A 25,293-nucleotide genomic window follows, 5' to 3' on the forward strand; every position below is an offset into this window, starting at 1 on the left:
TTCTGTATTTCTATTACAGTCATCTCTTGCCAATTCAGAAAATTGTGGTAAGATGTGGTAAGATATGGACTAACATAACAGATACCTAATAGAACTCTTATTTTTTAAGAAAAAACGAAAGCGCTTTCGCAACTATATCCACTTACGTTTCGCTTATTTTTTTACTCGTTAACGAAACCGGTTTCTGTTACCTGTCGATGGTTGGTGGGTCTCCCCCACTTCATCATATATAATCCTTAGAGGAGGAATACATGTTGAAAAAATGGTTGTTCATTTGTATCTTGCTGGTAATGGTGTTTGTGTCAGCAGCTTCCCCTGTTTTAGCCAAGTCAAAGAAAGGAGCTGCGAATGAGTGGAGTGAGCAGGAGATCTTTTCCGGCTTGGAAAAAAGTTTGAAGAATCCCAATGCTGCTTTATCGAAAGAGGAATTCGCTTCCCTGGTGAATCGAGTGTTTGGATACGAAGACAAAGAGGTTGACTATTGGGAAACGGTCTTAGAGGACGAAGCTTCCAAAAACTCAGTGATTAAACAAGAAGATGCCGTCGAGATGATGGCCTATCTCATGCCCGAAGAAGAACAATTAACCTCCAATGAACTAAGCGTGAAGGCTGAAAAGCCCCTCAAAGTATCCAAAGCGATGGAGATTTTTGATAGGCTGATCGAGCGAACGTACACCACACCGGGTACATATCAGGATGAAACAATTGAAGGTACAGCGGTGATCAGTTCAGCGGATGTTACCCTGAAAAATACAACGATCACCGGTGACCTATACATTACACAGGGAACCAAAAAAGGCTGGACGAAGTTAGAAAACGTCACGGTAGATGGAACGATTTACGTGCACAAGCAGGTTCAGAATCACGTACGTTTAATCGATTCTGATGTAAATCAAGTGAAAATCTATGAACACGGTCAAAAAGAAACAGATTGGTCTCTCGTATGGTCAGATGAATTTATGACAGCCGAGATAGATGACTCCAAATGGACCTACGACATCGGCAACTGGATCGTCGATGAAAATGGGGAAGGAATCTCTCCAGGCTGGGGTAACAACGAGCAGGAATATTACACCGATTCTCCGGAGAATTCATATATTGAAGACGGAAAACTGGTTATTAAAGCTCAAAAAGAAGAAGAGCCGATTACGGATCAATTTGGTTCTTACGACTATACCTCTGCCAAGCTGAAAACGAAGGGGTTATTCAGCAAGAAGTACGGTAAATTTGAAGCCAGAATGAAACTTCCGGAAGGCCAAGGGTTCTGGCCGGCTTTTTGGATGATGCCGGAAGACAGTGTGTATGGGGAATGGGCTGCATCAGGTGAAATTGACATTATGGAAGCAGCAGGAAAAGACACAAGCAATATTGGCGGAACGATTCATTATGGAGAGCAATATCCAAATAATACGTATCGCGGCACGGAATATCATTTTCCCGAAGGAACCGATTACACGGACTATCACACGTACTCTGTGGAGTGGGAGCCGGGAGAAATCCGATGGTATGTAGACGGAGAACTCTATCAGACGCTGAATAACTGGTTCAGTAAAGGGGAAGACGAAGCAGCAAACTATACCTACCCTGCTCCTTTTGACCAGGAATTCTATCTTATTATGAACCTCGCTGTTGGGGGATGGTACGGCGGAAATGCAGATGAAACAACTCCATTCCCGGGTATCATGGAAGTGGATTACGTCCGTGTCTATGAACTAACCGGACGCGATTATAAAGAACCCGTTAAACCTGAAGTTGAAAAAGAGGAGCTTCCTGAGGATGCCAAGCAGCCACTCGAAGACGGAAACCTTATCTATGATAATCAATACACGAGAGAGATCAATCAAGTAAATTCAGGAAACGATTCCTATGATCCTTTGTATTGGAACTTCCTTCAGCTGCCAGACTTTGAAGGCGCTGGTTCCATCTCGACTTCTGATGTCGATGGAGAAACGTTTGCCAAAACCGATATTAGTAATCCTGGAAACGCCTTATGGTCGCTTCAGCTGATCCAAAATGCAGCGATCGTTGAAGGGCACACGTATAAGGTCAGCTTTGATGCTAAATCCAATACATCCAGAAACATGATGACCAAAGTTTCGGGCGGTGCGGAAAGAGGCTATGCCAACTACTCCGGCGAGCAGTCGATCGCCCTGTCGGATCAGGTACAATCGTATGAGTACACCTTCACCCTGAACCAGGACACGGATCTTGCGGCTAGACTCGAATTCAATATGGGCGCAAATGGGACAGCCCCTGTCTGGATTGGAAATGTCCGCATGGAAGATATCACGGGAACGGAAGAGACAAGTGATCAAAAGACTCCGCTTCCAGATGGAAATCATGTCTACAATGGAACCTTTGATCAGGGAGATCAGTCCCGCATGATTTATTGGAATGTAAACACCACAGATGATGCGGTCGCAGAAGCAAGCGTTGACTCAGAAACGCGCGAACTGCACCTGGACGTTTCTGAAGGCGGGGACTCCCCTGAAGCTGTCCAGCTGAATCAAACAGGACTTCAATTATTGAAAGGAAATACGTACGCGCTTACGTTTGAAGGACGAGCTGAGGAAAATCAATCAATTGAAGTGGCTTTCCTGAGTAAAGACGGCACGGTTCGTTATGCAGAGCAGGAGGTCCAGTTAACGAAAGATATGAATACGCACGAAGTTACGTTTGAAATGCCGCAGGACATCACAGATCGTGAAGGACAGCTTGTCTTTAATGCGGGCGGAAAGTCAGCCAGCATATACCTGGACAACGTCGTCCTGCTTCAAACATCCAGTTTTATTGATTACAGTAACGTTGACCTTTATCCTTTAACCAATGGAGATTTTACGGCTGGACTGGACGATTGGTCTACTTATATTCACTTTGATGCCGGCGCCGAAATTACAGCTGACAGTGGAGAGCTTGAAACTCATATTACCAATCCAGGTAATGAAATGTGGAGTGTGCTCCTTGAACAGCCAGGACTCAAGCTTTCCAAAGGAGTCACGTACGAACTATCCTTTGACGCCCGCTCCACTGTGGAAAGAGACATAGAACTGACGGTAGAGAACGCTTCTTACCAGAGGTATTTCAGCGAAAAAACATCCCTTGGAACAGAGACTCAGAGCTTCGACTATGAATGGAACATGACGGCGGACGACACGGTTTCCCTGAAATTTTTAATGGGACAATTTGCGGAAGCTCATGACATTTATATCGACAATGTCGTTTTACAAGTAAAGAATGCAAGTGAATACGAATAATTCATAATGAAAAAGGAAGCTGATGAAGCAGCTTCCTTTTTCAAACTCTAAAGGCTTTTCTCTGTTGACTTTTCAGTCTTGCAATAAATACAGCATGATATTATAATACATATATGTCAACAATCGAAAGCGCTTTCGATACCGGAGGAGATGGAATAAAACCATGGTAACTATATATGATATCGCTAAAAAAACCGGATACTCAGTTACAACCGTATCCAAAGCTCTTAACAACTATGCGGATGTCAGTCAGAAAGCAAGAAAAACCATTTTAGATGCAGTGGAAGAGATGGGTTATTTACCAAACTCCCATGCAAGAACCCTGACGACGAAAAAATCATGGACAATCGGTGTTATTTTCATCGAATCATTAGGGATTGGAATGAAGCATCCCTTTTTCAGTTCCGTTATTGAAAGCTTCCGTAAAAATGTAGAAATGCTCGGCTATGATCTGCTATTTGCTTCCCGGATGATCAATAATCAGAAGAAAAGTTATCTGGAGCAGTTCAAGTACCGCGGCGTCGATGGCGTCGTGATCGTCAGCTCGTTATTTAACGATAAGCAAGTAAAGGAGCTCATGGAATCGACCATTCCTACCGTGGTCATTGATTTACATAGCAGCGAATCCGCTGTCGTGAAATCGGATAACTTCGATGGAAGCTATAAAGCTGTTGATTACCTGTATTCCCTCGGGCATCGTAACATGGCTCATATCGCAGGGCACGCCACCACGTTTGCTGGACAGGAAAGACTAAATGGCTTTTTAACTTCGACGAAATCATTAGGTCTCGATATACCAGATGAATACATTGTAAATGGGGATTACTTTTCTCGAGAAGGAGGCTATGAAGCTATGAAAAAACTTCTGGCCCTTCCCCATCTCCCTACCGCTGTCTATGCAGCTGGTGATGAATTAGCAATTGGGGCAATGCAAGCGATCAAAGACGCTGGATATAGCGTTCCGGAGGACTTTTCTATTATCGGATTTGATGATATTGATATCTCCCAGTTCGTGAACCCACCTTTAACCACCATCCGGCAGAATACGGATGTACTTGGAAAAGAAGCTGCAGAATTATTGCTTCAGCAAATCAACAGCCGCCAGAAAGTGAACGACAGTATTGTCGTACCGGTTGAGCTCGTCATTCGTGACAGCTGTAAAGCTCTCGTCCAGACGGAAAGCTCTCCATCCTAAAAAAAAGCTGTATCCTTCAAGATGGAGGATACAGCTTTTTTTCTGAGTCGACCAAACTATGAATAAAGGATGGGGACTACAATGACGACTATAGTGTTCCACAGTCCATGAGCTACCATAGGTGCGGTTAATCGGTTCGTATATAAATAAAGCAATGTATAAGCTGTACCAGGTATAAGAAGATCCACCCATTCTACAAAACCTGCTGGTAAATGACCCGCTGCAAAAAACAAAATGGAGAAAGCAGAAGCTATATACAATACAAATTTAGAGTCTTTAAAAATGCCAGCTAGCGCGCCAATAAAAAAACCACGGTTGTATAACTCTTCAACTATCCCTCCACCAATGATACCCAAAGGTAAATACCACAAAATATTCACCCAGTTAGAATCAAGCATCATAAGTATCTCAGCTACATCTTCACGGGAAGCCCCGCCTGTATGCGGGATGATCCAAATAAATTGCACTAGGGCCCATCCAATCGCTACAGCTGCCCCCAATAGACTATCCTTTTTCCAATTATCAGTGGTTACGCCTATGCTTCTAAAATTCATCTTTAAAAATCGTAATCCCATGTACAATAAAGGAATGATCGTTATGGCTTGTAATAATCCAACGAAAGTTAAACCAGCACCCTCATATCCACCAAACAGCCCCATTTGAAAAGGAATTTGCGTGATGATAAACAGGATGAATCCACCTATAATGATTGAAAACCAAAGGGCCAGACTCTTAATCATGCTTGCCACCCCATTTCAATAAGTAGGTTACGTACAGAAAGTGGCTCTCTCCTAATGTTGAAATGAAAAGTGATTCTTCCAATGGACTTCCCCAATCAAATTCTCTTCATTCTATGGACTTAATAACCATCTTCAGGAAGCATCTTTATATACGTATATAGAAGAAAACCGTTTCAATTTCCAGTGATAATAAAAAGAAAAAGACTGCCAGGATCATCTCCCGACAGTCTTTTTAGCTTAGTTCTGAAAGTTTATTGTTGATTTTTCATAAAGAAGCTTATTACGCGATAGGGCCGGTTACTGTAAAACTCCGTTTCGAAATATCTTATGAGAGGAGAGGTCCTGCGGGGGATGACTCGCTTTCCGCGGCCATGTGCTGAGCCTCCTCGAGCTAACGCTCTCCGGGGTCTCACCGATCATGTTCATCCCGCAGGAGTCTTCGTCATCCCCCTCCGGACCTTGCCCAATCAGAAGCTCGAAACCACTACAACCATCACCTGCGTGATGAGGAATTAGACCATGTGTTTTCTACCTATTTTCAGGATGAACAACCCGCAATACCCCGTCATAAAAGCATTTCATACAGGTTAAGGAGGCGACCCTTCCTCTTCTGGAAGGGTCCGTTCACAAAAAAACGCTGGGGTTGGTGGGGAAATGATGAGACTCCCGTGGGAGAAGGAGCGAGACGAGACCCCACAGGGAGTGAAAACGACCGAGGAGGCTTGCCAGTTCCCCCACAGGAAAGCGAATTATTTCCCCACCAACACTTTTCCATTTAACATAACGGTCCCAATTGTCTCGAAACTGGTCTTCCAGTATCGGAAGCTTAACTTTAAAACCAATATTGAATTTTAACAAAGCTTTTAACTTAAATCTCGAACCAGTTATTATGAACCGTCTGCTGATACCAGTAATAGCTCTCTTTCTTCGTTCTTTCAAATGTCCTGTAGTTAACATGAACGGATCCAAATCGCTTGCTGTACCCTTCCGCCCACTCGAAGTTATCAAGCAGCGACCAGAGGATATATCCTTTAATCGGAACCCCAGATTTCATGGCACGATGAAGAGCAGTTAAGTGTTTTTTCAAATAATCAATACGCGGCTGATCGTTAACGATGCCGTTTTCTACTTCATGGTTGTAGCAGGCTCCATTTTCCGTGATATAAATCGGAACCTCACCGTATTGCTGATGAATATAAGTTAATAGTTTATAGAAGCCCTCTGAATAGACGGGCCAGCCAATATCGGTCTTATCGTAGTCCACCCATATCGGTTCAGCTTCAAACAATCCGCTACCTTCTTTATAGCGCGCAATACTGCCCGAATAATAGTTGATTCCCATAAAATCAATCGGCTGAGATATCGTTTCCATATCGCCCTCTTCAACTTTAAGGTACGCATTGTTCTCGGCAAAAATGGATTGAAGAAGATCTGGATAAGTGCCTTTGAACACTGGATCCATAAACCACTCGACCTTCCATTGCATCTCGCGGCGGCAGGCCTCATGGTCCTCTTCAGCCGAACTGAACGGCTCCAGCCAGTCCGCGTTCGGTGCATAGCCGATTTCACCGTCAGGAACCATCTCACGAAAGGCTTCCACTGCTTTTCCGTGCGCTAGCAATAAGTGGTGGGAGACGTCAACAGCTGCCTGAAGATCCTGTTTACCCGGAGCATGGACTCCTAAGTAATTGGAAAGGAAAGAAGCACACCACGGTTCGTTAATGGTAATCCAGTTCTTTACCTGATCTCCAAACGCTTCATACATAGCCTTCGCGTACTCCTGAAATGCTTCGACCGTATCGCGGTTTTCCCAGCCGCCCTGATCCTGAAGCGTCTGCGGTAAATCCCAGTGATACAACGTGATCATGGGTTCGATTCCATTCTCAATAAGCGAGTCTATTAAACGCTGGTAATAGGCGACTCCCTCAGGGTTCACCTCTCCCTTTCCCTGAGGAATGACACGTGGCCAGGAAATAGAAAAGCGATACACGTCCACGCCCAGCTCCTTTAATAGCTGTACATCTTCTTCATACTTGTGGTAGCTGTCACACGCATAGTCCCCGTTGTCACCATTTTTCACGTTTCCTGGAGTATGCGAAAAGGTATCCCAGATCGAAGGAGCCCTGCCGCCTTTATCGGCTGCGCCTTCAATTTGGTAGGCCGCTGTAGCCGCTCCCCATTTCATTGATTTAGGAAATTCGATTGTTGTCATGTTCCGTACCTCCGAATAGCTTTATAGTTAAGTCGTATGTTCATGCGATTTCTTACTTCACAGAACCTTCTGTAATACTTGAAATAAATAGTTTATTAAACATAAGGAAAATGATGATGAGTGGTACAGTTGCCCAGAACACACCGGACAGCACCATGCCAAAGTCCATATTATACGATTCGTTCAAGGAAGCGAGCGCTACCTGAAGTGTATAAGATTCCGGACTCCGTAATACCGTGAACTGCCACAGGAACTCGCCCCATACTAGCGTGAAGACGATAATTCCAAGCGTCGCAAAGGCCGGCTTAATAATCGGCAGTACGATACTGCGGTAAATCCTGAAGTTCGAACACCCGTCCAGTTTAGCCGCTTCAATTAATTCATCAGGCACCGACTGGCTGACATATTGCCTCATTAAGAAAATTCCGAGCGGATTAAGCAGGTAAACGATACCCGCTCCAAATAATGTATCAAGCCATCCTAGTTGGGAAACCAGATAATACTGCGGAATTAATCCAAGTTGAGGTGGAATAACCATCGTGAGCAAAATCGATACAAATAAAACGTTTTTTCCTGGAAAGTGGAACTTGGCAAACGCAAATCCAGCAAGTGAACTAATCAACAGCACGAGCAGTGTCGTAATGGTACAGAGCAGAAACGTATTCCACATGGCCTGGAAGAACGGAATCTGATCCAGCACATTTTGAAAGTTTTCAACCAGCTTCGTCCCGGGAATCATAGCTGGCGGAATGGAGTTATACGCTTCACTTGGCCTTGTCGCCATAACAAACATCCAGTAAAACGGAAATAAGGATAAGAGAGATGCGAAGATCAGCACGGCATATATCGGAACCGATTTCATAGAGAATTTTTTCTTATTATCCTTTGGCATGTTTAGCCCTCACTTTCTTGCGTCGTTTAGACCCTGATGTTAACCAAGTGTTGATGGATGCAATAATCACAATAATGATAAGCAGTAAGACTGCCGTTGCAGATGCTGTACCGAAGGAGTTCAGGTTAAAGGCATCCCGGTATAAGTACATAACGACCGTCATCGCTTCATCACGGTTAAACGCTGATCCACCAAGGAAAACAGTAGGCTCTGCGAAGAGTTGAAGTGCTCCAACTGTGGACATAAAGACGGTTAACACGATGAATGGTTTTAAAAGAGGAATCGTAATGTGGAAGAACTGCTGCACGCCGTTCGCCCCATCGATCTTCGCCGCTTCGTACAAATCTTTAGGAATACTTTGAAGTCCAGCAAGATAAATAATCGTGTTATATCCTACCCATCTCCAGAACACCATTAAGGAAATGGCAATCTTCGCTCCCCATTCTGAAGTTTTCCAGTTGATAGGATCCACGCCAAACCAGCCGATGACATAGTTCGCAAGGGCTGACTCGTTGTTACTAAAAAAGACACCAAACACTAATGCGACCGCAACCATTGACGTAATATATGGCATAAAAATGGTCACACGGAAGAAATTTGTAAACTTAATGACCGCTAAATTTAAAAAGTAAGCGAGTATAATACCAACTATCAATTGCGGGGCGGTACCCATAACCCCGATAATAAGCGTGTTATAAAGGGACTTCCAAAATAATGGATCCTGAAGTACCAATGTAAAGTTCTGCATGCCGACGTATTCCATCTCGCCAAACCCGCTCCACTTTTGAAAAGCAAGATAGATGCTGAATATAGCGGGGTACAAACCGATGATGCCGAAAATGATAAAGAAGGGAGCTACATATAAATAGCCGGAAAGCATATCTTTTTTACCTTCAGATAGCTTTCTTTTTTTCGGTTCAGCCTTGTCCTTAGCCTTAGACCTAGTTAAATCCACCCAGACAACCTCCTATTAATAAAGGGCCAGATCATAAGCAGCATCCAGCCCTTTGATTTAAAAATTATCGTTTCATAATGTCCTTGATTCTAGTAACAGCAGCTTCCCATTCTTCTTCTGGGTTCGCTCCTTCACTTACGTTTTGAAGAGCTGTCAAAATTTCGTTGTTCACCGTTACATAGTTTGGTCCTTTATAGGTAGCGGTAACTTTTTGAGCCGCTTCAGCAAATACTTCTGCTGTATTTTGATCGCCAAAGTACTCGTCCGAATTCTGAGTAAACTCTTCCATTTCATACGTAGCTGGAGTGGATGGGAATAATCCGCTTTCTACAAATGACTTCAATTGGTTTTCAGGATTGACTAGCCATTTGGAGAATTTATAAACTTCTTCAGCATGCTCCGTTTCTTTTGGAATGGAGATGTAAGATCCGCCCCAGTTTCCAGAGAACTGTTCAGGCAAAGTCGTTACGCGCCATTCACCTTCAGCTTCTGGTGCGTTTTCGGTCATGTAACCTTTCAACCAGGCAGGAGCCATCTCTACAGCAAATTCACCTTTGTTTAACGCTGTTGCCCATTCCGGCGTCCACATTTCATAAGATCCTACATATCCCTGTTCTTTTAACTCAACTGCAAAATCATAGGCATCTTTTACTTTGTTATCCGGATTTTCAATAAGCAGCTCACCTTCACGGTTGAAATAGCTCACTTCAAGAGCATCCATGTTCGCACGGAACGCCATTTCCATACTATCGACCATTGGCTTTCCGGTAGCTTCCTGTACTTTTGCTGCCGCCTCTTTAAAAGCTTCTGGACTGGAAATTTGCTCTTTTACCTCTGCAGGATCTGTTGGAAGACCTGCATTTTCAAATACGCCTGTGTGATAATACATGGCTTTCGGTCCGATATCAGTCGGAAGTCCGAATAGGAAATCTCCAGATTCATTCTCCGCTACTTTCCATTTCCAATCTAAATATTCATCCTGGATGTCGCCCGCTCCCAGGTCATATAAATTCGTAAAACGCTCCTGCGCTTCTCGGAAGCGATCCAGCTGATCCACTTCAATCATCGTTAAGTCCGGTGCGCCTGTTCCAGAAGAAATGGCTGTGAATAAGCTATTGTGGTGATCTCCAAGTTCAGACTTACGGATTTTAATGGTAACGTTCGGATTTTCTTCCTCATATTCTTTAGCCAGGGACTCGTAATTCGTGGCTCCAAACACCCAGAAATCCAGTTCAACTTTTTCCCCGTTGTTTCCATCGCTTCCGTCACCTTCACCTGAAGCGTTCCCATCATCATTACTGCACGCAAACAAAATCAAACTTAAACCGAGAAGCAGACCAACTAGCAAACTCTTCTTAAACTTCACTGCGTTTCCCCCTTGAATTAAATAATGAATATCCGAAGAGTTCTACTCGCTTACACCCTTTATCGAAACCGGTTTCCGTTTTACTTAAAAAAAGAGAAAACCTTATTAAAACTGTTCCGAAACCGGTTTCCGGTTGGTGTAAAAAAAATAGCCCTTCGTTTAACTTACTTTGATTATAAGACGAAATGTATCCGTTTTCAAGGTTTTTTTACAAAAAAAGAAACCGCTTTCGATTCTTAAGCTGCGGAATAAGGGCTTTAAGCACCTATTCTGTTAAATTATTTACTATTTTTCATATGAAGGATTGCACCTTGGCCGACTTTAAAGAAAATACCGCAGCCTATAAAAAAACAGCCTCCGTAGAGACTGTTTTCAATTCAGGAACTATATTCTTTAACCATTTCCTGCACATTCTCTACCTCTTCGTCAGGAACCTGAAGATAATAAATGCCATCGATTTTTGTACCGCTTCCTGTCATCTGATACGTCGTCATGTTTTCGCGGGCACTTCGGTAATTCATCAGCATATTCTGCATCGTACTGAAATCCATATTCGTCGTGACGTTATCTCCGAGAACATCCATAATATCACCGATTTTGTTTACGGATCCGACACTAGCGCCTTTATCGATTATCCCTTGAATGACTTTACGCTGACGTTCGTTCCGTCCGAAATCACCGTTCGGATCCTGGTATCTCATCCGAACGTACCCCATCGTCTTCTCACCATTCATTTCAATATTGCCCTTTTCGTATTTATATCCTTTTTCATAATAACCGGTATCGGTCCAGCTCAGTTCATTGTCTACGGTTATTCCGCCAACTGCATCGACCATTTCGGATAAACCTTCCATGTTCATCTTCACATAATAATCAAGTTCGAAATCCAGGAAGTTCTCCACGGTATTCACAGCCATATCTGTACCGCCAAACGCGTAAGCATGGTTAATCTTATCCATATTGCCGGCCTGCGGATCATCGCCGATCATTTCGGTCCTTGTATCACGAGGAATACTGATGAGCTGGCTGCGGTTGTTCTCGGGATCGACGGACAACACCATCAAGGCATCCGAACGACCGCGATCACCACTTCTCTCGTCTACTCCCATCAGGAGGATATTTAACGGTTCTTTCTCTTTCATTTTCTTTGTGGTTACTTCGGTATCTATAGCTGTTACTTGTTCCTGCATTTTTTTATCAACTGTATTTTTCGCACCACTATAGATGGTATAGGCGTACACGCCCCCGCCAATTAATATGAATGCCAGTAAAAGGAGCGGGATTTTCCACCATTTCCCCTTTTTCATTTTTAACCTAGAAGAACGAGACATTTATTCTTCACTCCAGATTCTATCTAAATTTCACACTATTTCCATTATATCTATCAACCTATCATTCTACAAGATAATTTAAAATAATACAAAAGGTAGTAAACGCAGTGAATATAGATAAGTGAATGGGTTACACAACAACCCCCATTCACACCCAGCCCAGTAGACGCTGGCCTGCGTATGAATGGGGGTTCGTATATCTGTACAGGTCACTCAAAATACTTGAGAATTTCTCCAACATAGTTAAAATCTCCGTAACACGCATTCAATTCTGCTTCTTCCGGTGTACGGCAGGTGTAATGGCCGGAATCTTTTAAGTTCGTAAACATCTTCTGAGAATAGCGAATGGCCAGCTTCTTCGTGTAAGCTCCTCCATTTTCTTTTACATAGTCAATAAAACCATTACCGAAGTTATAGGATTGCAAAGCCAGCTTCACATCATCATTGGCTTGATTTAGAACTTCGGAAAAATAGTAGACACCCTGTTTAACGGATTGTGAAGGTTCATCAATACACCCAGTTTCACCGCATAAGGATTCAGAAGCCTGCATCGGATCTTCTCCTTTCCCTTGAGACTCTTGCATCATCAAGGCCATAATCAAATTGGAGTAATCCTCCACTTCATACGATGCAGCGTGTTTTTCAATTTGTTCTTCGTACTGCTGGACACTTTCTGAAACGTCAGGCGTTTCTGCAATCGGGAATTGCTCGCCATCATAACTGATTTTTATGATGTCTTCTTCGGCATCTTCAGAGCTTACCTCAGACATTTCCGTGGTATCTTTCGTAGACTTTTGATCAGTAGAACGTGATGTAACAAGAAGCAGGGTTACAATTAAAATAAAACTGGAGCAGGCAAGTAAAATAAAAAAGGTTTGTCGTTTCATATACTAAAACGCCTCCTATCAATCTATTACCCCAAAAAATGAAAAATTATCCATTTCTAATAGTAACACCCTATCTTGTGTCGTTATCTCCATAGAACGCTTGAGATAGATAGCGAGCATATATCTTGAAGTTGAGATATACCCACCTTATGATGTGAAAGTAGACCAAAAGGAAAGGGAGTGGAATCATGAAATTTGAACATCTATTCTCAGATATACATGTAAAAAACGTGTCCTTAAACAATCGCTTCGTTGTGGCACCTATGACGCGGATCAGCGCTTTCGATAACGGTCATGCGAATGAAAAGATGAGACGTTATTACGAAAGGTTCGCTAAAGGCGGCTTTGGCACGATTATCACAGAAGGCATTTATACAGATGAAAAGTATAGCCAGGGCTATTACAATCAACCGGGGCTTGCGAATGATGAACAGATGAAGACCTGGGAACCTGTAGTGGAAACAGTCCATCAAGAAGGCGCTCACTTAATTGCTCAGCTTATGCATGCTGGTGGACAAAGTCAGGGAAATGCCTATACCGAGGAGACGATTGCTCCTTCAGAGAACGCTCCTAAAGGCGAACAGCTTGGTTTTTACGGTGGTTCTGGCCCCTTCCAGACACCAAAAAAAATGACGGAAGAAGATATTAAACAAGTGAAAGAATCCTTCGTACAAAGTGCACAGAGGGCTAAGAGCGCAGGTTTTGATGGCGTGGAGCTTCACGGGGCAAACGGGTACTTGCTCGACCAATTCTTAACCGATTATTTGAACGATCGAGAGGATCAATATGGCGGTTCTGTTGAAAATCGCCTCCGCTTGTTCATTGAAGTCATTCAAGATGTACGCGAAGCTGTGGGTGAAGAATTTATGATAGGGATTCGCATGTCTCAAATAAAAGTATCAGACCCTGAACACAAATGGGCCGAGGGCGAGGATGAAGCTGAGTACATTTTCTCAACACTTGGAAAGAGCTCTCTCGACTATATCCATGTGACAGACGGGGACGGTTCTGCTCCTTCCTTCGGAAAGGACAGCCGTACGTTAGCTCAGGCAGCGAAAGATTTCAGCGGACTTCCTGTCATCGCAAATGGAAAACTAGGCGACCCTGTGAGAGCAGAAAAAGTACTGGAAGGAAAACAGGCCGATCTAATCTCGCTAGGTACCAGCGCGCTTGCCAATCCAGATCTTCCGAATAAAGTTCAGCTTGGACAGAACTTGAACGAATTCGATTTCGAATCTACATTATTGCCTCAAGCTGACATCAAGGATCATGAATTACAAATGGAACTCGTGAAATAGTTTACGACAAAAGCTGCTCTCCCAATCAATAAGGAGAGCAGCTTTTTTATACCCTTTACTAATATTCTTCTAGTACTGGTGATTGATTTTTCATATAAGACTTATTGAAATATAGGGCCGGATTGTGGAAGACTCAGTTTCGAGATGAATTGGGTCCATTACTTTATAGGTATAGGGCTGGTGGGGAAATAGCTCGCTTTCCTGTGGGGGAACCGGCAAGCTTCCTCGGGCTGCGCCCTGTGGGATCTCGCCTACTTCCTTCTCCCACGGGAGTCTCGCCATTTCCCCACCAACCCAACTATAGGATAAGAACGGGCCCTCCTATAAGAGAAACCAGCGTCCTACATTAATCTTAAATGCTTCTATAGCAAAGTTTACATCCCTGAAAATGCTGAAAATTAACGGTGCATCCAGGTTTTCCTTTCTCATGGACCAGGCGTTTTCGTAGAGGATTTCGAGCTCTATATATCGCAAGGTCCGGAGGGGACGATGTAGACCTGCGGATGAACATGAGGTCGCTGAAAAACTAAAAATTTATGAAAGGTAGACTCCAAAAAAAGCGTCCCGTATGGATTTAGCATCCCTCCAGGTTCTTTTACTTTTATAAGTTCCAAAAAACCCCTCTTTTCAGATGGGTTTTCGTTGATTCCACGATGAGCGTTCGGTGTTGATGCCTGCGGAAACAGCGTGAGCCGAAGATCCACTTGGTCAAGTGATCTTCTTGACCAAGTTAGCTGAGGCCGTGCCCGCGGCAAGCATCCACCGACCAGCGAGTCGTGAGAAGCAACAACAAACGTTACCAACTCCCCTATGGTAGAATGGTGTTTCTCAGTGGCCTCATGAACATGATCGGTGAGACCCGCAGTTCATTGCTCGAGGAGGCTCAACACATACAAGAAGTTCGACTAAGATCGCCACATCCTGTGGCAACGTCGAACGACCCTGCGTCGTGCAGGGCCAGATTCTTTTTACTATATAGGTATAATTTTTTCGAAACGCGTTTTTATACTTCGCTTTCTGGGTAATACATGTGGAGGAATTAGTAAACAGAGGTGATCACCATGGGAGCATCAACAATGAGATTAGGTTTAATTGCACCTCCCGGATATCCTAAAGAATTAGGGAAGAGAATGGAGCAAGAATTGCCTGAATGGCTCAGCTATTACGTAGCTGACGAATATAACTGGGAAGTAGAATATGTCATCAACGCTCTTACAGGAGTGACCGAAGATTCTATAGAAGTATTAAATGCGACTATGGACAAAAAAGACGAAGAGGATTGGGACTTTTCCGTCTGCATCACCGACCTCCCTCTATTCAATAACAAAAGACTAATCGTGGCTGAAGGTTATGAAGAAGGACATGTTGCTTTAATCAGCCTTCCCAGCCTGGGTTCGACTCCGATGGTCAAACGCGTTAGGGAATCCATCTTACAGTTAGTCAACGAAATGTATTATGGAAGCTCGGAAGAAGAACGGGAAGAGGCAGAGGAAAGAATTCAATCAAAAGATAAGGAAGATCACCACGAGTTGCGAAATAAAAACTCCACAAGCCTCGTCGGCACTCGTGCCTTTGAGCGACTTTCACCCATACGGCGTGAAACGCCCGATGAGGAGGACTCAAACGTTGACGTTCGATTTCTGGTAAACTCCCGGGGCAGCGGAGCCCTGCGTCTAATATCCGGGATGGTACGTGCTAACCGTCCCTGGGCGATGTTTCCAGCTTTTATGAAAGTCATTGTCATCGCCTTTACCACAGGAGCCTATGCCCTTGTTTTCCCTACGCTATGGCAGCTTGCCAACAATTACGATGTCTGGCGAATGTTCATGCTTTCGATCGTGTCGATTCTAGCTATGGTCGGATGGGTAGTTGTCGCGCACAATTTATGGGAAAAACCCAACAAGGAACGGGCGGATATCATACGTAAGTTCTACAATACAGCTACGCTTCTGACGCTCTTTATCACCGTTTGTTTATATTACACTCTACTATTTGTTTTGTTTTCACTCGCTGTCATCATGATTATTCCAATTGGTATGCTGGAGTCACAACTGTCCGGCACTGTCGGTTACAGTCACTATTTTTATATCGCCTGGACGGCAACCAGCATTTCAACCATTATTGGTGCATTGGGATCCGTACTTGAAAATGAAGAGGTTGTCCTATCCTCTACTTATGGATACCGTCAGCGCCAGCGTTATAAACAGATTAAGCGAGCGGAGGAAGAAAAGCAGGAAGCTGAAGAAGAGAAAAAAGAAGCTGCCGAAGAAAAGAAAGAAGCTGCTCAGGAAAAAAAGAACGCCCAAAAAGCCAGCTGATCAGGTACTTGGACGATGTTCTGTTTCTCCCTATTTAATCATATAATCGACTCAATAAGCCGGGACTGATTTCTTAATTGAAACCAGTCCCCCATTTTTGATCTACTCATTCATCTCTATACGTATAAATGTATGAAGAAATTCAGGCATTTACTCCATAGGTAAGAATAAGAAAACTGCCCAGCCAAACCATAATGCCTATTTGAGTTACAACATACATCACTTGTTCGAAAGACGACAATCCTCTTTCCTTCTTTGTTTTTTTCAGCTGGCGAACATAAAAGAGTGAACATAGAAGCAGAACAGCTATCGAAATTTCATAAACGTTCTCTAAGAAATCTATCACGTTCCTCTCCCCCTCTTAGCCGTTTTGACTGAAAGATATTTTAAAATACTGTAACATATTAAGCCGACCAAAAGGAAGAATTTGGTCGGCTTAATGGATGAAAAAAACGATTTCCTGTATACATGTTAATCTTGTTCTAAAGACTTTTTATCTATTCTCCCGTTTCAGCAAACCGTTGAATTCGCTCACCTATTTGGTCACGAACTCTTTGGAAAACGGCCCATTTTTCTTCTTCCGTTCCTTCTGCTTTAGCTGGATCATCAAATCCCCAGTGGTAGCGTTCAACATGCGGCGGAGTCATTGGACATTTATCATTAGCATCCCCGCACAGCGTGATGGCGTAGGCTGCGTTGTTCAGGGTATCAGGATCAATAATATCGGAAGTTTGATCTGTAATATCAATATCCACTTCGTTCATCGCTTTTACCGCGTTCGGGTTTAATCCATGAGCCTCAATTCCGGCAGAACGGACGTCGTACTTATCCCCTAAATATTCTTTTCCAAATCCTTCAGCCATCTGGCTGCGGCAAGAGTTTCCTGTACATAGAAAGTAAACAACTGGTTTTTCAGACATCGTAAATTTCTCCTTTTTGTTTGGTTTATCCAATCTCGGTATTGCTTGCTGCAAATAAGCTTCCGTTTCTGTAAGACTCAGTTTCAATATATCTGATGGCAGGAAGGGTCCGTTCATCAGATATGGTTGGGTAGGTGGGGAAATGGCGAGACTCCCATGGGAGAAGGAACTAGGTGAGATCCCGCAGGGAGTGAAACGAGCGAGGAAGCTCACCGTTTCCCCATAGGAAAGTGTCCAAATGTGGAATCACCCCGATAGACACGAACAGCATAAGCCGAGCATCAAAAGGACGGTGGTCTTGCCGTCCGTTGATGAACGGCTTATGTCTCGAGTGTCTGGGTGATGGAACAAGACGAGTTATTCCCCCACCAACCCTTATACCTTTTAAGTAACGGACCACGATTTATCTCGAATTCGAGTCTTCCACAATCCGTTCCGATAGTGCAATAACATGCTTGTAAAAAACATCAACGGTTATTAGAGCTTTTTATTTAAATAATAATTAGATAATTAAAAGCCATACATATAATCCGACTAGCGTAATAAATAAGGTAGGAACGGTCAGCACAATTCCAACTTTAAAGTAGTATCCCCATGAAATGCGGAAGCCTTTCATTGAGAGAACATGAAGCCAAAGCAGAGTGGCAAGCGACCCAATCGGTGTAATTTTCGGCCCAAGGTCAGAGCCAATCACATTGGCGTAAATGAGGGCTTCCCTCATAGTCCCTGTCGTGTTCGTATCAGAAATCGCCAGCGCATCAATCATCACGGTCGGCATGTTATTCATTACCGATGAAAGAATCGCAGCAATGAATCCCATCGATATGGTTCCTACAAATAATCCCTGGTCCGCTGCCGCCTGAATGACACTGGCTAACATATCGGTTAATCCTACATTCCGCAGTCCATAAACGACGACATACATGCCTAACGAGAAGAACACAATTGCCCATGGAGCGCCTTTAACCACTTCTCCTGTTTTCACAGCGGCACTTCTTTGAGCCATGATTAGAAAGAAAATAGCTACAATTCCAGCAATAATGGAAACCGGAATTCCGAGCGGCTCACTTGCGAAGTAACCGACTAAAAGTACTGCCAGAACGGCCCAGGACATGCGGAACATTTTGTGGTCCTGAATCGCTTCATTCGGCTTCTTCAACTGGGATAAATCATAGTTCTCAGGAATACTTTTTCTGAAGAAAACAAATAACACAAGAATACTCGCCACTAATGAAAATAGATTGGGAACGATCATTCGAGATGCGTATTCAATAAAACCAATGTCAAAGAAATCGGCAGAAACAATGTTCACCAGGTTACTGACAATCAAAGGCAGTGAAGTCGTATCCGCGATAAATCCACTCGCCATAATAAATGGCAGGATCATGGCTTCCTTGAAATTTAAATTTCGAACCATGGCGAGCACAATCGGTGTTAAGATTAAAGCTGCCCCATCATTCGCAAATAAAGCGGCTACAACAGCGCCAAGCAGAGTAACGTAAATAAACATCCGCCGGCCATCGCCTTTAGCTATGCGTGCCATATGCAGAGCGGCCCATTCAAAAAAGCCGATTTCATCAAGGATTAAGGAAATAATGATGATGGCCACAAAAGCAAGCGTTGCGTTCCAGACGATATCAGTTACGGCGAGTACGTCATTGAAATCCACAACGCCAAAGAGTAAGGCTAAGACGGCTCCGGCACAGGCTGACCAGCCTATCCCCAGATTCTTGGGCTGCCAGATAACGAAAACTAATGTAAGTAAAAAAATAATGGTTGCTACAATTGCCAAATTCAAGAGAATCCCCCTACTAATCGCATTGGATACGTAAACCGGCTTCCTCCAATGCCGCTAACTTTTCTTTCTGATCCGGTATTTGATCTAATAATTGCTGTATGATTGGATACGTTTCATGCTGATCATTCAAAGAATAGAAAATCCATTGACCTTTCCGCTTTTCTTTCACAAGTCCAGCGTCTCTTAATTTCCTAAGATGCTGACTGACAGAAGGCTGACTCATCTCTAATACTTCAACAAATTCACAGACACAGCATTCCCCGTCCTTCAGGAGGCCTACAATTGTTAAACGGCTTTTATCTCCCAAAAGCTTCAGCGTTTTGGCTGCATCCTCTATCTGTATGATGGTTTTTTCCATAACATCACCTCGGGAATCAGTATATAAGTATATACTTATATTTGCAACGAAAATTATTCCCGCTCCTTATATTTTTCTCTACTGGAAAGCCACTTCGATTCCATATACCTTGATCGTACAGGTTTTTTTCCAAATCTGAGCAGAAATCCACACACAATTCCTACACTTATAACGAAAAGGATCGCAACAGCAAGAACTTCCATTAAGCGTTCATCCTGCTTTTTGAGCATTCTTCAGGTAAATCACACCAGACCCGTTGGAGAACCTTAGCTTCATCGATACGAAGACTATCCGCGATCCGTTTTATCAGATTAGAGGAAGGATACAATTGCTCCTTCTCCAAACGATTAATTGCTTTCGTATCCGTATTCAGGAGCCAGGCAAACTCTTCCTCTGTCATTTTTTTCTCTTCCCTTAAAAGACGAATCTCTGCACCAAACCCTTTACATGGTCTTTGAGTTACCATACGTGACCTCCTCAATAATGATATAAGTATATACTTATAAGTTAATGGGTGGTTGTAAATCTGAGATAAACTCCACGTAAAATCCAGGTAAAGTTCATGAGGACCTCTATTAAACCTTTTCCCCTTAAAAAATAAGGTTCTTCAGCTGACTATTTATCTTGCATAATAGTAACCGATTTGTGAATTCTGATGAACGATCACGTTTAGATGCAAACATGATTCCACCCCTGTATGAATACGATAGGTACAATAACAGAAGTTTTATTTTAGAAGAGGGGGATTCATATGATCCAAGTAGCCGGACGGCCTTTTCAATCTAGCAACTACTTGAACACGGATGAAGTCGGGAAATTCATCATTGAAGCTATGCAGGAAGTTCAAGACCTATACTCTTTTTCTTCAGAAAGGGAACTTTCCTTTGTAATCAAAGCCAGAAAAAACATTATTCTAAGCGCAAGGCAAATGGATCAAGGAGAATCAACTTTTGCCACCTTTAAGGGTTCCTCCTGTAACCCTGAGTATTGGACCCTGACTGAAGCTGGCGGATTCTTATTAAAGCCCCAGGTGCGCCCTTCAGATGCGATTTTTGATATTTTTAAAAATAGTGATCTTTATAAATTTGAATGCGCGACCGCCTGTGTCATTAATTTTTACCACGGCATCTTGCTGACGATGGGCAGTCTCTCTTTTAACACTCTTTTTCCTAGACTCTATTTATATAGCTGGTACACGGATGAAGACCTTGGGCTGTATTCTTTTTATGCGGATCATTTTATCCCCGGTGATGTGGTCTATTTCAATAACCCTGATTTTGACCCCGATACCCCTTGGTTAAGAGGGATTAATGCAATTGCCATGGGGAATGGTCGTTTTTTTGGACATGGATTCAGTATCAGGACGGCAAATCAGATGATTGAAGCGCTGAACCGAAATAGAAAGACGGATAGTCAGCAATCAGCCTATTTAGCAAGCTTAATTACACGACCATCTTTCAATCAATTAGCTAATTTCTCAGGTGGCGGGCGTGTTCATAAAAGGACATCTTTCGTCGTCCATCACAACAAGGATTCAATATCTTATATGACTTACTTGTTTGAGCTGAGTTATAATCTGACACCTTGAAAGTTGAAGTTGTGTGGTCGTGACACCTACCCATTTTTAAGGTTGACGGGCTCAACTTTCTGGTAGGCGAGTACTATATAGAGACGAACACACAAAAAGGAAAGGAAGTTTTCAAATGGATAACTTAAATTCTCCGTATGCTATGGCCGCTAACATGAATTCACCTTATATGGGGGCGAACGTAAATGCACCTTATATGGATGCAAATGTAAATGCACCTTACATGATGGCCCCGCAAATGTCCTGTGCTCCTGTACACCACTGCCCTCCGCAGAAAGACAATTTTATATTAATTATTGTGTTGTTTATATTATTAATTATTGTGGGATGCAGCATTAGCTGGTAATTCATCTGTTGTTTTTTCAGTCAAAAAGCTAACACCCCTTAGAAGCATCCAGCTTATGAGAAGGCTGCAAACCGCTCAGGTAAAGGTAATCCCCTTTTACAAATAGAACGAGATAAACTTAAACCAGCTCTCCTTTTCGATGGGTGCTGGTTTTTGGTTTAAGAAACCACGGGAAGTCCGAAAGAAACTTTCACGTTCTCTTTTGTTATGGTTACATAGAATAGGGCGTGGGAGTAGGAATTAATGGATAACAATTCTTTTCAGCTGGCCTTAAGAATGCTTACGCTCTTTCCGGGCTTCCTTTTTGAGAGCAAAGGAAAAACCACTATTAATCTGAAATTCCAACTATGTAATCTCCTAACGTTAACGTAGCTCCGAACTGGTCCAGAAAATTAACTAGAATAAAAGATATATAGTATAAGAACCACCCTGAAAGCGCACCTGATAAGGATGTAAGTTTTTTGGGCAACTTCCTCCCCCTCTTATCCTATTTCTATGTATTGATTCTTTCAGTCTCTTTCCACCTGCTCAACCTTCTCAGTGGCACCAAAAAAATAAGCTGTCGAAAACTTTCTCGACAGCCCGAGAACCAATCCTCGGTGGTTCTCATATATTCAGGAATCCAAATTGTATTTATCATAATAATGACGCTGGTTCTTTTTCCAATCACTTAGTGTAGTTTTAAACACTTGTTCACCTTGCTGATCATAAACTCTTACGATATTTTGATTGCTCGTAATGGCATATTCCTTTTGCTGATCAGCGGTTGTGGAAGTCTGTTCTGTTTCATTCGCTGAGGTGGCAGATGCTTTTGCACCATCCTCCTGATTATTTTCTGCTGTTTTAGATTGAGATTGATCTTTTGAAGCTTCTTTTTGGAAGTTCGTAATCTCGACCTCTTCTTTTGCTGATAATGTTTCCCACTGCTTGAACTGGGTCATAAACGTTAGAGCCAGTCCTAGAAGTACAAATGGTATAATGGATTTTACAGTTTTAAACATGACAAACTCCCTCTCTTTCTATCAATCTTTTTCCATGCTATTTTCCTTAACCTGCCAAGCACCAGCTCGCCGTGGATCTGAGCCGCCATATACCCTGTTTTCTTCTTCATCAACAACCAGAGCTTGGACTCCTCCGTAGTAAGTGGGGGTTACCTCCAGGTGAACATCATAATCTCGTTCCTCTAATTCTTCCTTCACTTCATCATCCAGATCTTTTTCTACATAGACATTTTCATCTTCTATATAAAACCTGGGCGAAGCAATGGCGTCCTCGAGTGGTTCACCAAACATCACATTTTTGGTAAGAACTTCAGTGAGCATCATCGGAATTCTTTCTCCTCCCGGTGAACCAATACCTATCTTTCTGTCTCCATTTGTCATAATGGTCGGGCTGGTAAAACTCCTCGGTCTTTTTCCAGCTTCCATTCCGTTTATTGAAGAGTCATCAGGACTGAAGTTTTTAAGCTGATCGTTTAAAAAGAAACCGCCGATTTCTTCACCAGAGCCAAAATAAGCGCTTAACGTATTCGTTACCGAAACCATGTTACCCTCTGCATCTACGACTACATAATGGGTGGTACTGACATGATCTTCTTCTGCCACTGTATCACTTGTTTTATAGTCATCGGATAACTGATCCATATCAATAGAAGCAGCGAATTCTTCTACATAATCATCCTTTGTCAGTTCTTCGTATGATTTATCAGTGAATAAGGGGTCGCCGATATTCTCCACACGATCATCGTACGTTCGCTTGGTTATCTCACCAATCATATGGATGTAATCAGCTTGACTGCCTTCCGCCTCTTTTAGATCAACCATTTCGCTGGCTTTTAAGGATTGAATTAACGTTACACCTGACAATGGCGGCGGGGCTGAATAGACTTCATAACCTGCAAATTCACCTTTTACGGGAGCACTTTTCATAACGCTGTAATTACTTAAGTCTGATTTGGTTAATTCCTTTACACCGTCCGTGAGTTTATCAGAGATATCTCCGGAGTAAAAAGCGCCTGAACCTTCTGATTGAATGCTTTTTAGAGTTTTGGCTAATTCTTTTTGTTTTAATGTTTCATTCGGTTGAATCGGCTCTCCATCAGGAAAGAAATGTTCTAATTTTTTAACAGGCATACGCTGAGCATTATCCTCCAATCGCTGTGTAAGGTGCTCATCCGCCTTAAACCCATCTTCTGCAAGTGAAATGGAGGGCTCCAACAGTTTTTCCATGGCCATGGAACCAAAATCAGAATGGGCTGCCTCGAGACCCTTAACGAGGCCTGGAACTCCAAATTTATTAGAAGGGGTTGCACCTGAAATCGGTGCTGTTTCCCTGTATTGATAAATAACGGGATCCTCCTCTTCGTCAGCAGGGTGAATCAGCATAGCTCCCCCTCCTCCGATGCCTGACCCATAGGGTTCAACGACTCCGAGAGCATAGGAAACAGCAACGGCTGCGTCAACAGCGTTGCCGCCCTTTTCGAGGACTTCCATGCCTGCTTTAACCGCCAGAGGATGTGACGAACTTACTCCGTATGCTTCCGTAGTACCGGTGGATGGAGAAGGTTTAATCCCATAATTAGGAGACTTTTCCATTCCTTGATTACTAATAAAGTAAGTAACGCCCACTGCAGTTACAATGATCAGCATCATAAGAATAGAAAGGATTTTTTTATTCATCCTCCTCTAATTCTCCTTCTTCTAAAATGGAAGAGTGGTCAACTTCGATCACCAGTTTTCCATTTTCTACTGTAAAGTTCGATTCAGGCTCTCCTCGTTTTAATTGAGTAAAGATTTTCTTTTGATTGTATTTATTATTGGTCACGGCAGGACGTGATTCCCTAATTCGCATAGGTAAGATTTCAAACCTGCCAGTTCCATCTTCCATCAAGTCATAGTTAACTAAAGCACTATCTCTTGTACGGGACCAGCCTTGATCAAAGATAAAGTTTCCAAGGCTGTAGAAAATCACTGAATTATCATATACCTCGATCGGAGACAAGACATGAGGGTGGTGGCCTATAATGACATCTGCACCGGCACCCACGATCGCCTTTGCCATTTCCTGCTGTCTCGGATGAGGTTTGTTATCGTACTCCGCTCCCCAGTGGATGTTGACGACCACCATATCCGCATTCTCTTTCGCCTCTCTTACTAGAGGAAGAAAAGACTCAGGATCTGCAGCTGCAATCCCTGGATTATATTCCAGAGCTCGAAAACCTGACACGTAGACATCTGAAAAGCCCAGGGTTGCTATTTTTAACCCATTGGTCTCCTTGTAGTCAATCTGCTGAGCTGCCTCCAGGTCTTTACCGGCACCTACAATATCAAGCTCTTTATCTTTAAAGGTTTGAACCGTGTCAAGCAGCCCCTCGGGTCCAAAGTCCATGGCGTGGTTGTTAGCTAGATTTACATTTGAAAAGTTAGCATCTTTTAAAGCTTCTACAGCACTTGGATCTGCACTCAAATGAATAGACTTATCGATTTGATCGTAGCTTTTCCCCTCTAGCGTCACAGGATTTTCAAAATTCCCCGTTACATAGTCTGCGGACTCGAAATAGGGAGCCACTTTTTCGAACAGATAATCGGTCCCTTTTCTCTCTGTAACTTCTTTTACGTTCCGCCCAAACATCATATCGCCTACAAAAGCCGCGCTGAAGTAAGAATTTTCTTTTTCTTCAGCTTCTGGAGCGGGCTGCTTATAAAAAAGTTCGAACCCTACAATAAATACAAATAAAACAATAATTCCAATGATGACGTGTTTATTGGTAGACTTTTTATGCTTCTTAATTTTCTGTAAAAATTTCTCTTGATATGATAATTTCATAGACATACGA

The 25,293-nt window shown here is 43.0% G+C and carries 22 protein-coding genes; 6 read left to right on the plus strand and 16 right to left on the minus strand.

Going from position 1 to position 25,293, the window contains the following annotated elements:
* The first annotated feature begins 251 nt into the window (after positions 1 to 251).
* A complete protein-coding gene (locus ACTWP7_RS15185) occupies positions 252 to 3,254 on the plus strand; it encodes a carbohydrate binding domain-containing protein (RefSeq protein ID WP_443123910.1) in 3,003 nt (1,000 codons plus the stop codon).
* Positions 3,255 to 3,417: 163 nt separating this feature from the next.
* Positions 3,418 to 4,449, plus strand: a complete 1,032-nt coding sequence (locus tag ACTWP7_RS15190; RefSeq protein ID WP_443123911.1) for a LacI family DNA-binding transcriptional regulator — start codon at positions 3,418 to 3,420, stop codon at positions 4,447 to 4,449.
* A 56-nt stretch (positions 4,450 to 4,505) separates the two neighbouring features.
* On the opposite strand, the gene ACTWP7_RS15195 is transcribed toward ACTWP7_RS15190, so the two are convergent.
* The 7 genes from ACTWP7_RS15195 to ACTWP7_RS15225 all read right to left on the minus strand — a co-directional run bounded on the left by ACTWP7_RS15195 (position 4,506) and on the right by ACTWP7_RS15225 (position 12,832).
* Positions 4,506 to 5,189, minus strand: coding sequence for a CPBP family intramembrane glutamic endopeptidase (locus ACTWP7_RS15195; RefSeq protein ID WP_443123912.1), 684 nt, complete (start codon positions 5,187 to 5,189; stop codon positions 4,506 to 4,508).
* Between the two features lie 868 nt (positions 5,190 to 6,057).
* Positions 6,058 to 7,401 (minus strand): GH1 family beta-glucosidase, encoded by a 1,344-nt coding sequence (locus ACTWP7_RS15200; protein ID WP_443123913.1) that lies wholly within the window; start codon positions 7,399 to 7,401, stop codon positions 6,058 to 6,060.
* 52 nt (positions 7,402 to 7,453) lie between these two features.
* Positions 7,454 to 8,293 carry a carbohydrate ABC transporter permease gene (locus ACTWP7_RS15205; protein WP_014644444.1) on the minus strand — a complete coding sequence of 280 codons (840 nt, stop codon included), beginning with the start codon at positions 8,291 to 8,293 and terminating at the stop codon, positions 7,454 to 7,456.
* Positions 8,280 to 9,248 (minus strand): carbohydrate ABC transporter permease, encoded by a 969-nt coding sequence (locus ACTWP7_RS15210; RefSeq protein WP_443123914.1) that lies wholly within the window; start codon positions 9,246 to 9,248, stop codon positions 8,280 to 8,282. The genes ACTWP7_RS15205 and ACTWP7_RS15210 overlap by 14 nt, the downstream gene beginning before the upstream one ends.
* 64 nt (positions 9,249 to 9,312) lie before the next feature.
* Complete coding sequence (locus ACTWP7_RS15215) at positions 9,313 to 10,614, minus strand: ABC transporter substrate-binding protein (protein WP_443123915.1); 1,302 nt, start codon at positions 10,612 to 10,614, stop codon at positions 9,313 to 9,315.
* Positions 10,615 to 10,991: 377 nt separating this feature from the next.
* Positions 10,992 to 11,945 (minus strand): LCP family glycopolymer transferase, encoded by a 954-nt coding sequence (locus tag ACTWP7_RS15220; protein WP_443123916.1) that lies wholly within the window; start codon positions 11,943 to 11,945, stop codon positions 10,992 to 10,994.
* Between the two features lie 209 nt (positions 11,946 to 12,154).
* Positions 12,155 to 12,832, minus strand: coding sequence for a lysozyme family protein (locus tag ACTWP7_RS15225; protein WP_443123917.1), 678 nt, complete (start codon positions 12,830 to 12,832; stop codon positions 12,155 to 12,157).
* A 188-nt stretch (positions 12,833 to 13,020) separates the two neighbouring features.
* Between ACTWP7_RS15225 and ACTWP7_RS15230 the strand changes: the two genes are divergently transcribed.
* Positions 13,021 to 14,130, plus strand: a complete 1,110-nt coding sequence (locus ACTWP7_RS15230) for an oxidoreductase (protein WP_443123918.1) — start codon at positions 13,021 to 13,023, stop codon at positions 14,128 to 14,130.
* Between the two features lie 1,076 nt (positions 14,131 to 15,206).
* Positions 15,207 to 16,448 carry a hypothetical protein gene (locus ACTWP7_RS15235; RefSeq protein WP_443123919.1) on the plus strand — a complete coding sequence of 414 codons (1,242 nt, stop codon included), beginning with the start codon at positions 15,207 to 15,209 and terminating at the stop codon, positions 16,446 to 16,448.
* A gap of 142 nt (positions 16,449 to 16,590) precedes the next feature.
* On the opposite strand, the gene ACTWP7_RS15240 is transcribed toward ACTWP7_RS15235, so the two are convergent.
* From ACTWP7_RS15240 to ACTWP7_RS15260, 5 genes are all read right to left on the minus strand, one after another.
* On the minus strand, positions 16,591 to 16,794 hold the full coding sequence (locus tag ACTWP7_RS15240; RefSeq protein ID WP_443123920.1) for a hypothetical protein: 204 nt from the start codon (positions 16,792 to 16,794) through the stop codon (positions 16,591 to 16,593).
* 151 nt (positions 16,795 to 16,945) lie between these two features.
* On the minus strand, positions 16,946 to 17,368 hold the full coding sequence (arsC, locus tag ACTWP7_RS15245; RefSeq protein WP_089752823.1) for an arsenate reductase (thioredoxin): 423 nt from the start codon (positions 17,366 to 17,368) through the stop codon (positions 16,946 to 16,948).
* Between the two features lie 502 nt (positions 17,369 to 17,870).
* Positions 17,871 to 19,166: an arsenic transporter gene (locus ACTWP7_RS15250; RefSeq protein ID WP_443123921.1), complete on the minus strand. Its 1,296-nt coding sequence runs from the start codon at positions 19,164 to 19,166 to the stop codon at positions 17,871 to 17,873.
* A 13-nt stretch (positions 19,167 to 19,179) separates the two neighbouring features.
* A complete protein-coding gene (locus ACTWP7_RS15255; protein WP_443123922.1) occupies positions 19,180 to 19,524 on the minus strand; it encodes an ArsR/SmtB family transcription factor in 345 nt (114 codons plus the stop codon).
* A 202-nt stretch (positions 19,525 to 19,726) separates the two neighbouring features.
* Positions 19,727 to 19,990, minus strand: coding sequence for a helix-turn-helix domain-containing protein (locus ACTWP7_RS15260; protein ID WP_443123923.1), 264 nt, complete (start codon positions 19,988 to 19,990; stop codon positions 19,727 to 19,729).
* A 285-nt stretch (positions 19,991 to 20,275) separates the two neighbouring features.
* On the opposite strand from ACTWP7_RS15260, the gene ACTWP7_RS15265 reads away from it, so the two are divergent.
* Positions 20,276 to 21,112 (plus strand): protein-glutamine gamma-glutamyltransferase, encoded by an 837-nt coding sequence (locus ACTWP7_RS15265; protein WP_443123924.1) that lies wholly within the window; start codon positions 20,276 to 20,278, stop codon positions 21,110 to 21,112.
* A 115-nt stretch (positions 21,113 to 21,227) separates the two neighbouring features.
* Complete coding sequence (locus tag ACTWP7_RS15270; RefSeq protein WP_443123925.1) at positions 21,228 to 21,458, plus strand: YjcZ family sporulation protein; 231 nt, start codon at positions 21,228 to 21,230, stop codon at positions 21,456 to 21,458.
* A 328-nt stretch (positions 21,459 to 21,786) separates the two neighbouring features.
* Here the strand turns inward: ACTWP7_RS15270 and ACTWP7_RS15275 are convergent, their stop codons facing one another.
* The 4 genes from ACTWP7_RS15275 to ACTWP7_RS15290 all read right to left on the minus strand — a co-directional run bounded on the left by ACTWP7_RS15275 (position 21,787) and on the right by ACTWP7_RS15290 (position 25,289).
* On the minus strand, positions 21,787 to 21,927 hold the full coding sequence (locus ACTWP7_RS15275) for a hypothetical protein (protein WP_443123926.1): 141 nt from the start codon (positions 21,925 to 21,927) through the stop codon (positions 21,787 to 21,789).
* Between the two features lie 145 nt (positions 21,928 to 22,072).
* Positions 22,073 to 22,459, minus strand: a complete 387-nt coding sequence (locus ACTWP7_RS15280; protein WP_443123927.1) for a hypothetical protein — start codon at positions 22,457 to 22,459, stop codon at positions 22,073 to 22,075.
* Between the two features lie 21 nt (positions 22,460 to 22,480).
* On the minus strand, positions 22,481 to 24,136 hold the full coding sequence (gene ggt / locus ACTWP7_RS15285) for a gamma-glutamyltransferase (protein ID WP_443123928.1): 1,656 nt from the start codon (positions 24,134 to 24,136) through the stop codon (positions 22,481 to 22,483).
* Positions 24,129 to 25,289 carry a CapA family protein gene (locus ACTWP7_RS15290; RefSeq protein ID WP_443123929.1) on the minus strand — a complete coding sequence of 387 codons (1,161 nt, stop codon included), beginning with the start codon at positions 25,287 to 25,289 and terminating at the stop codon, positions 24,129 to 24,131. Before ACTWP7_RS15290 ends, ggt begins: the two co-directional genes overlap by 8 nt.
* Between the last annotated feature and the right edge of the window lie 4 nt (positions 25,290 to 25,293).

Source organism: Halobacillus sp. B29 (genome assembly GCF_052246755.1).
GTDB lineage: Bacteria > Bacillota > Bacilli > Bacillales > Halobacillaceae > Halobacillus > Halobacillus halophilus.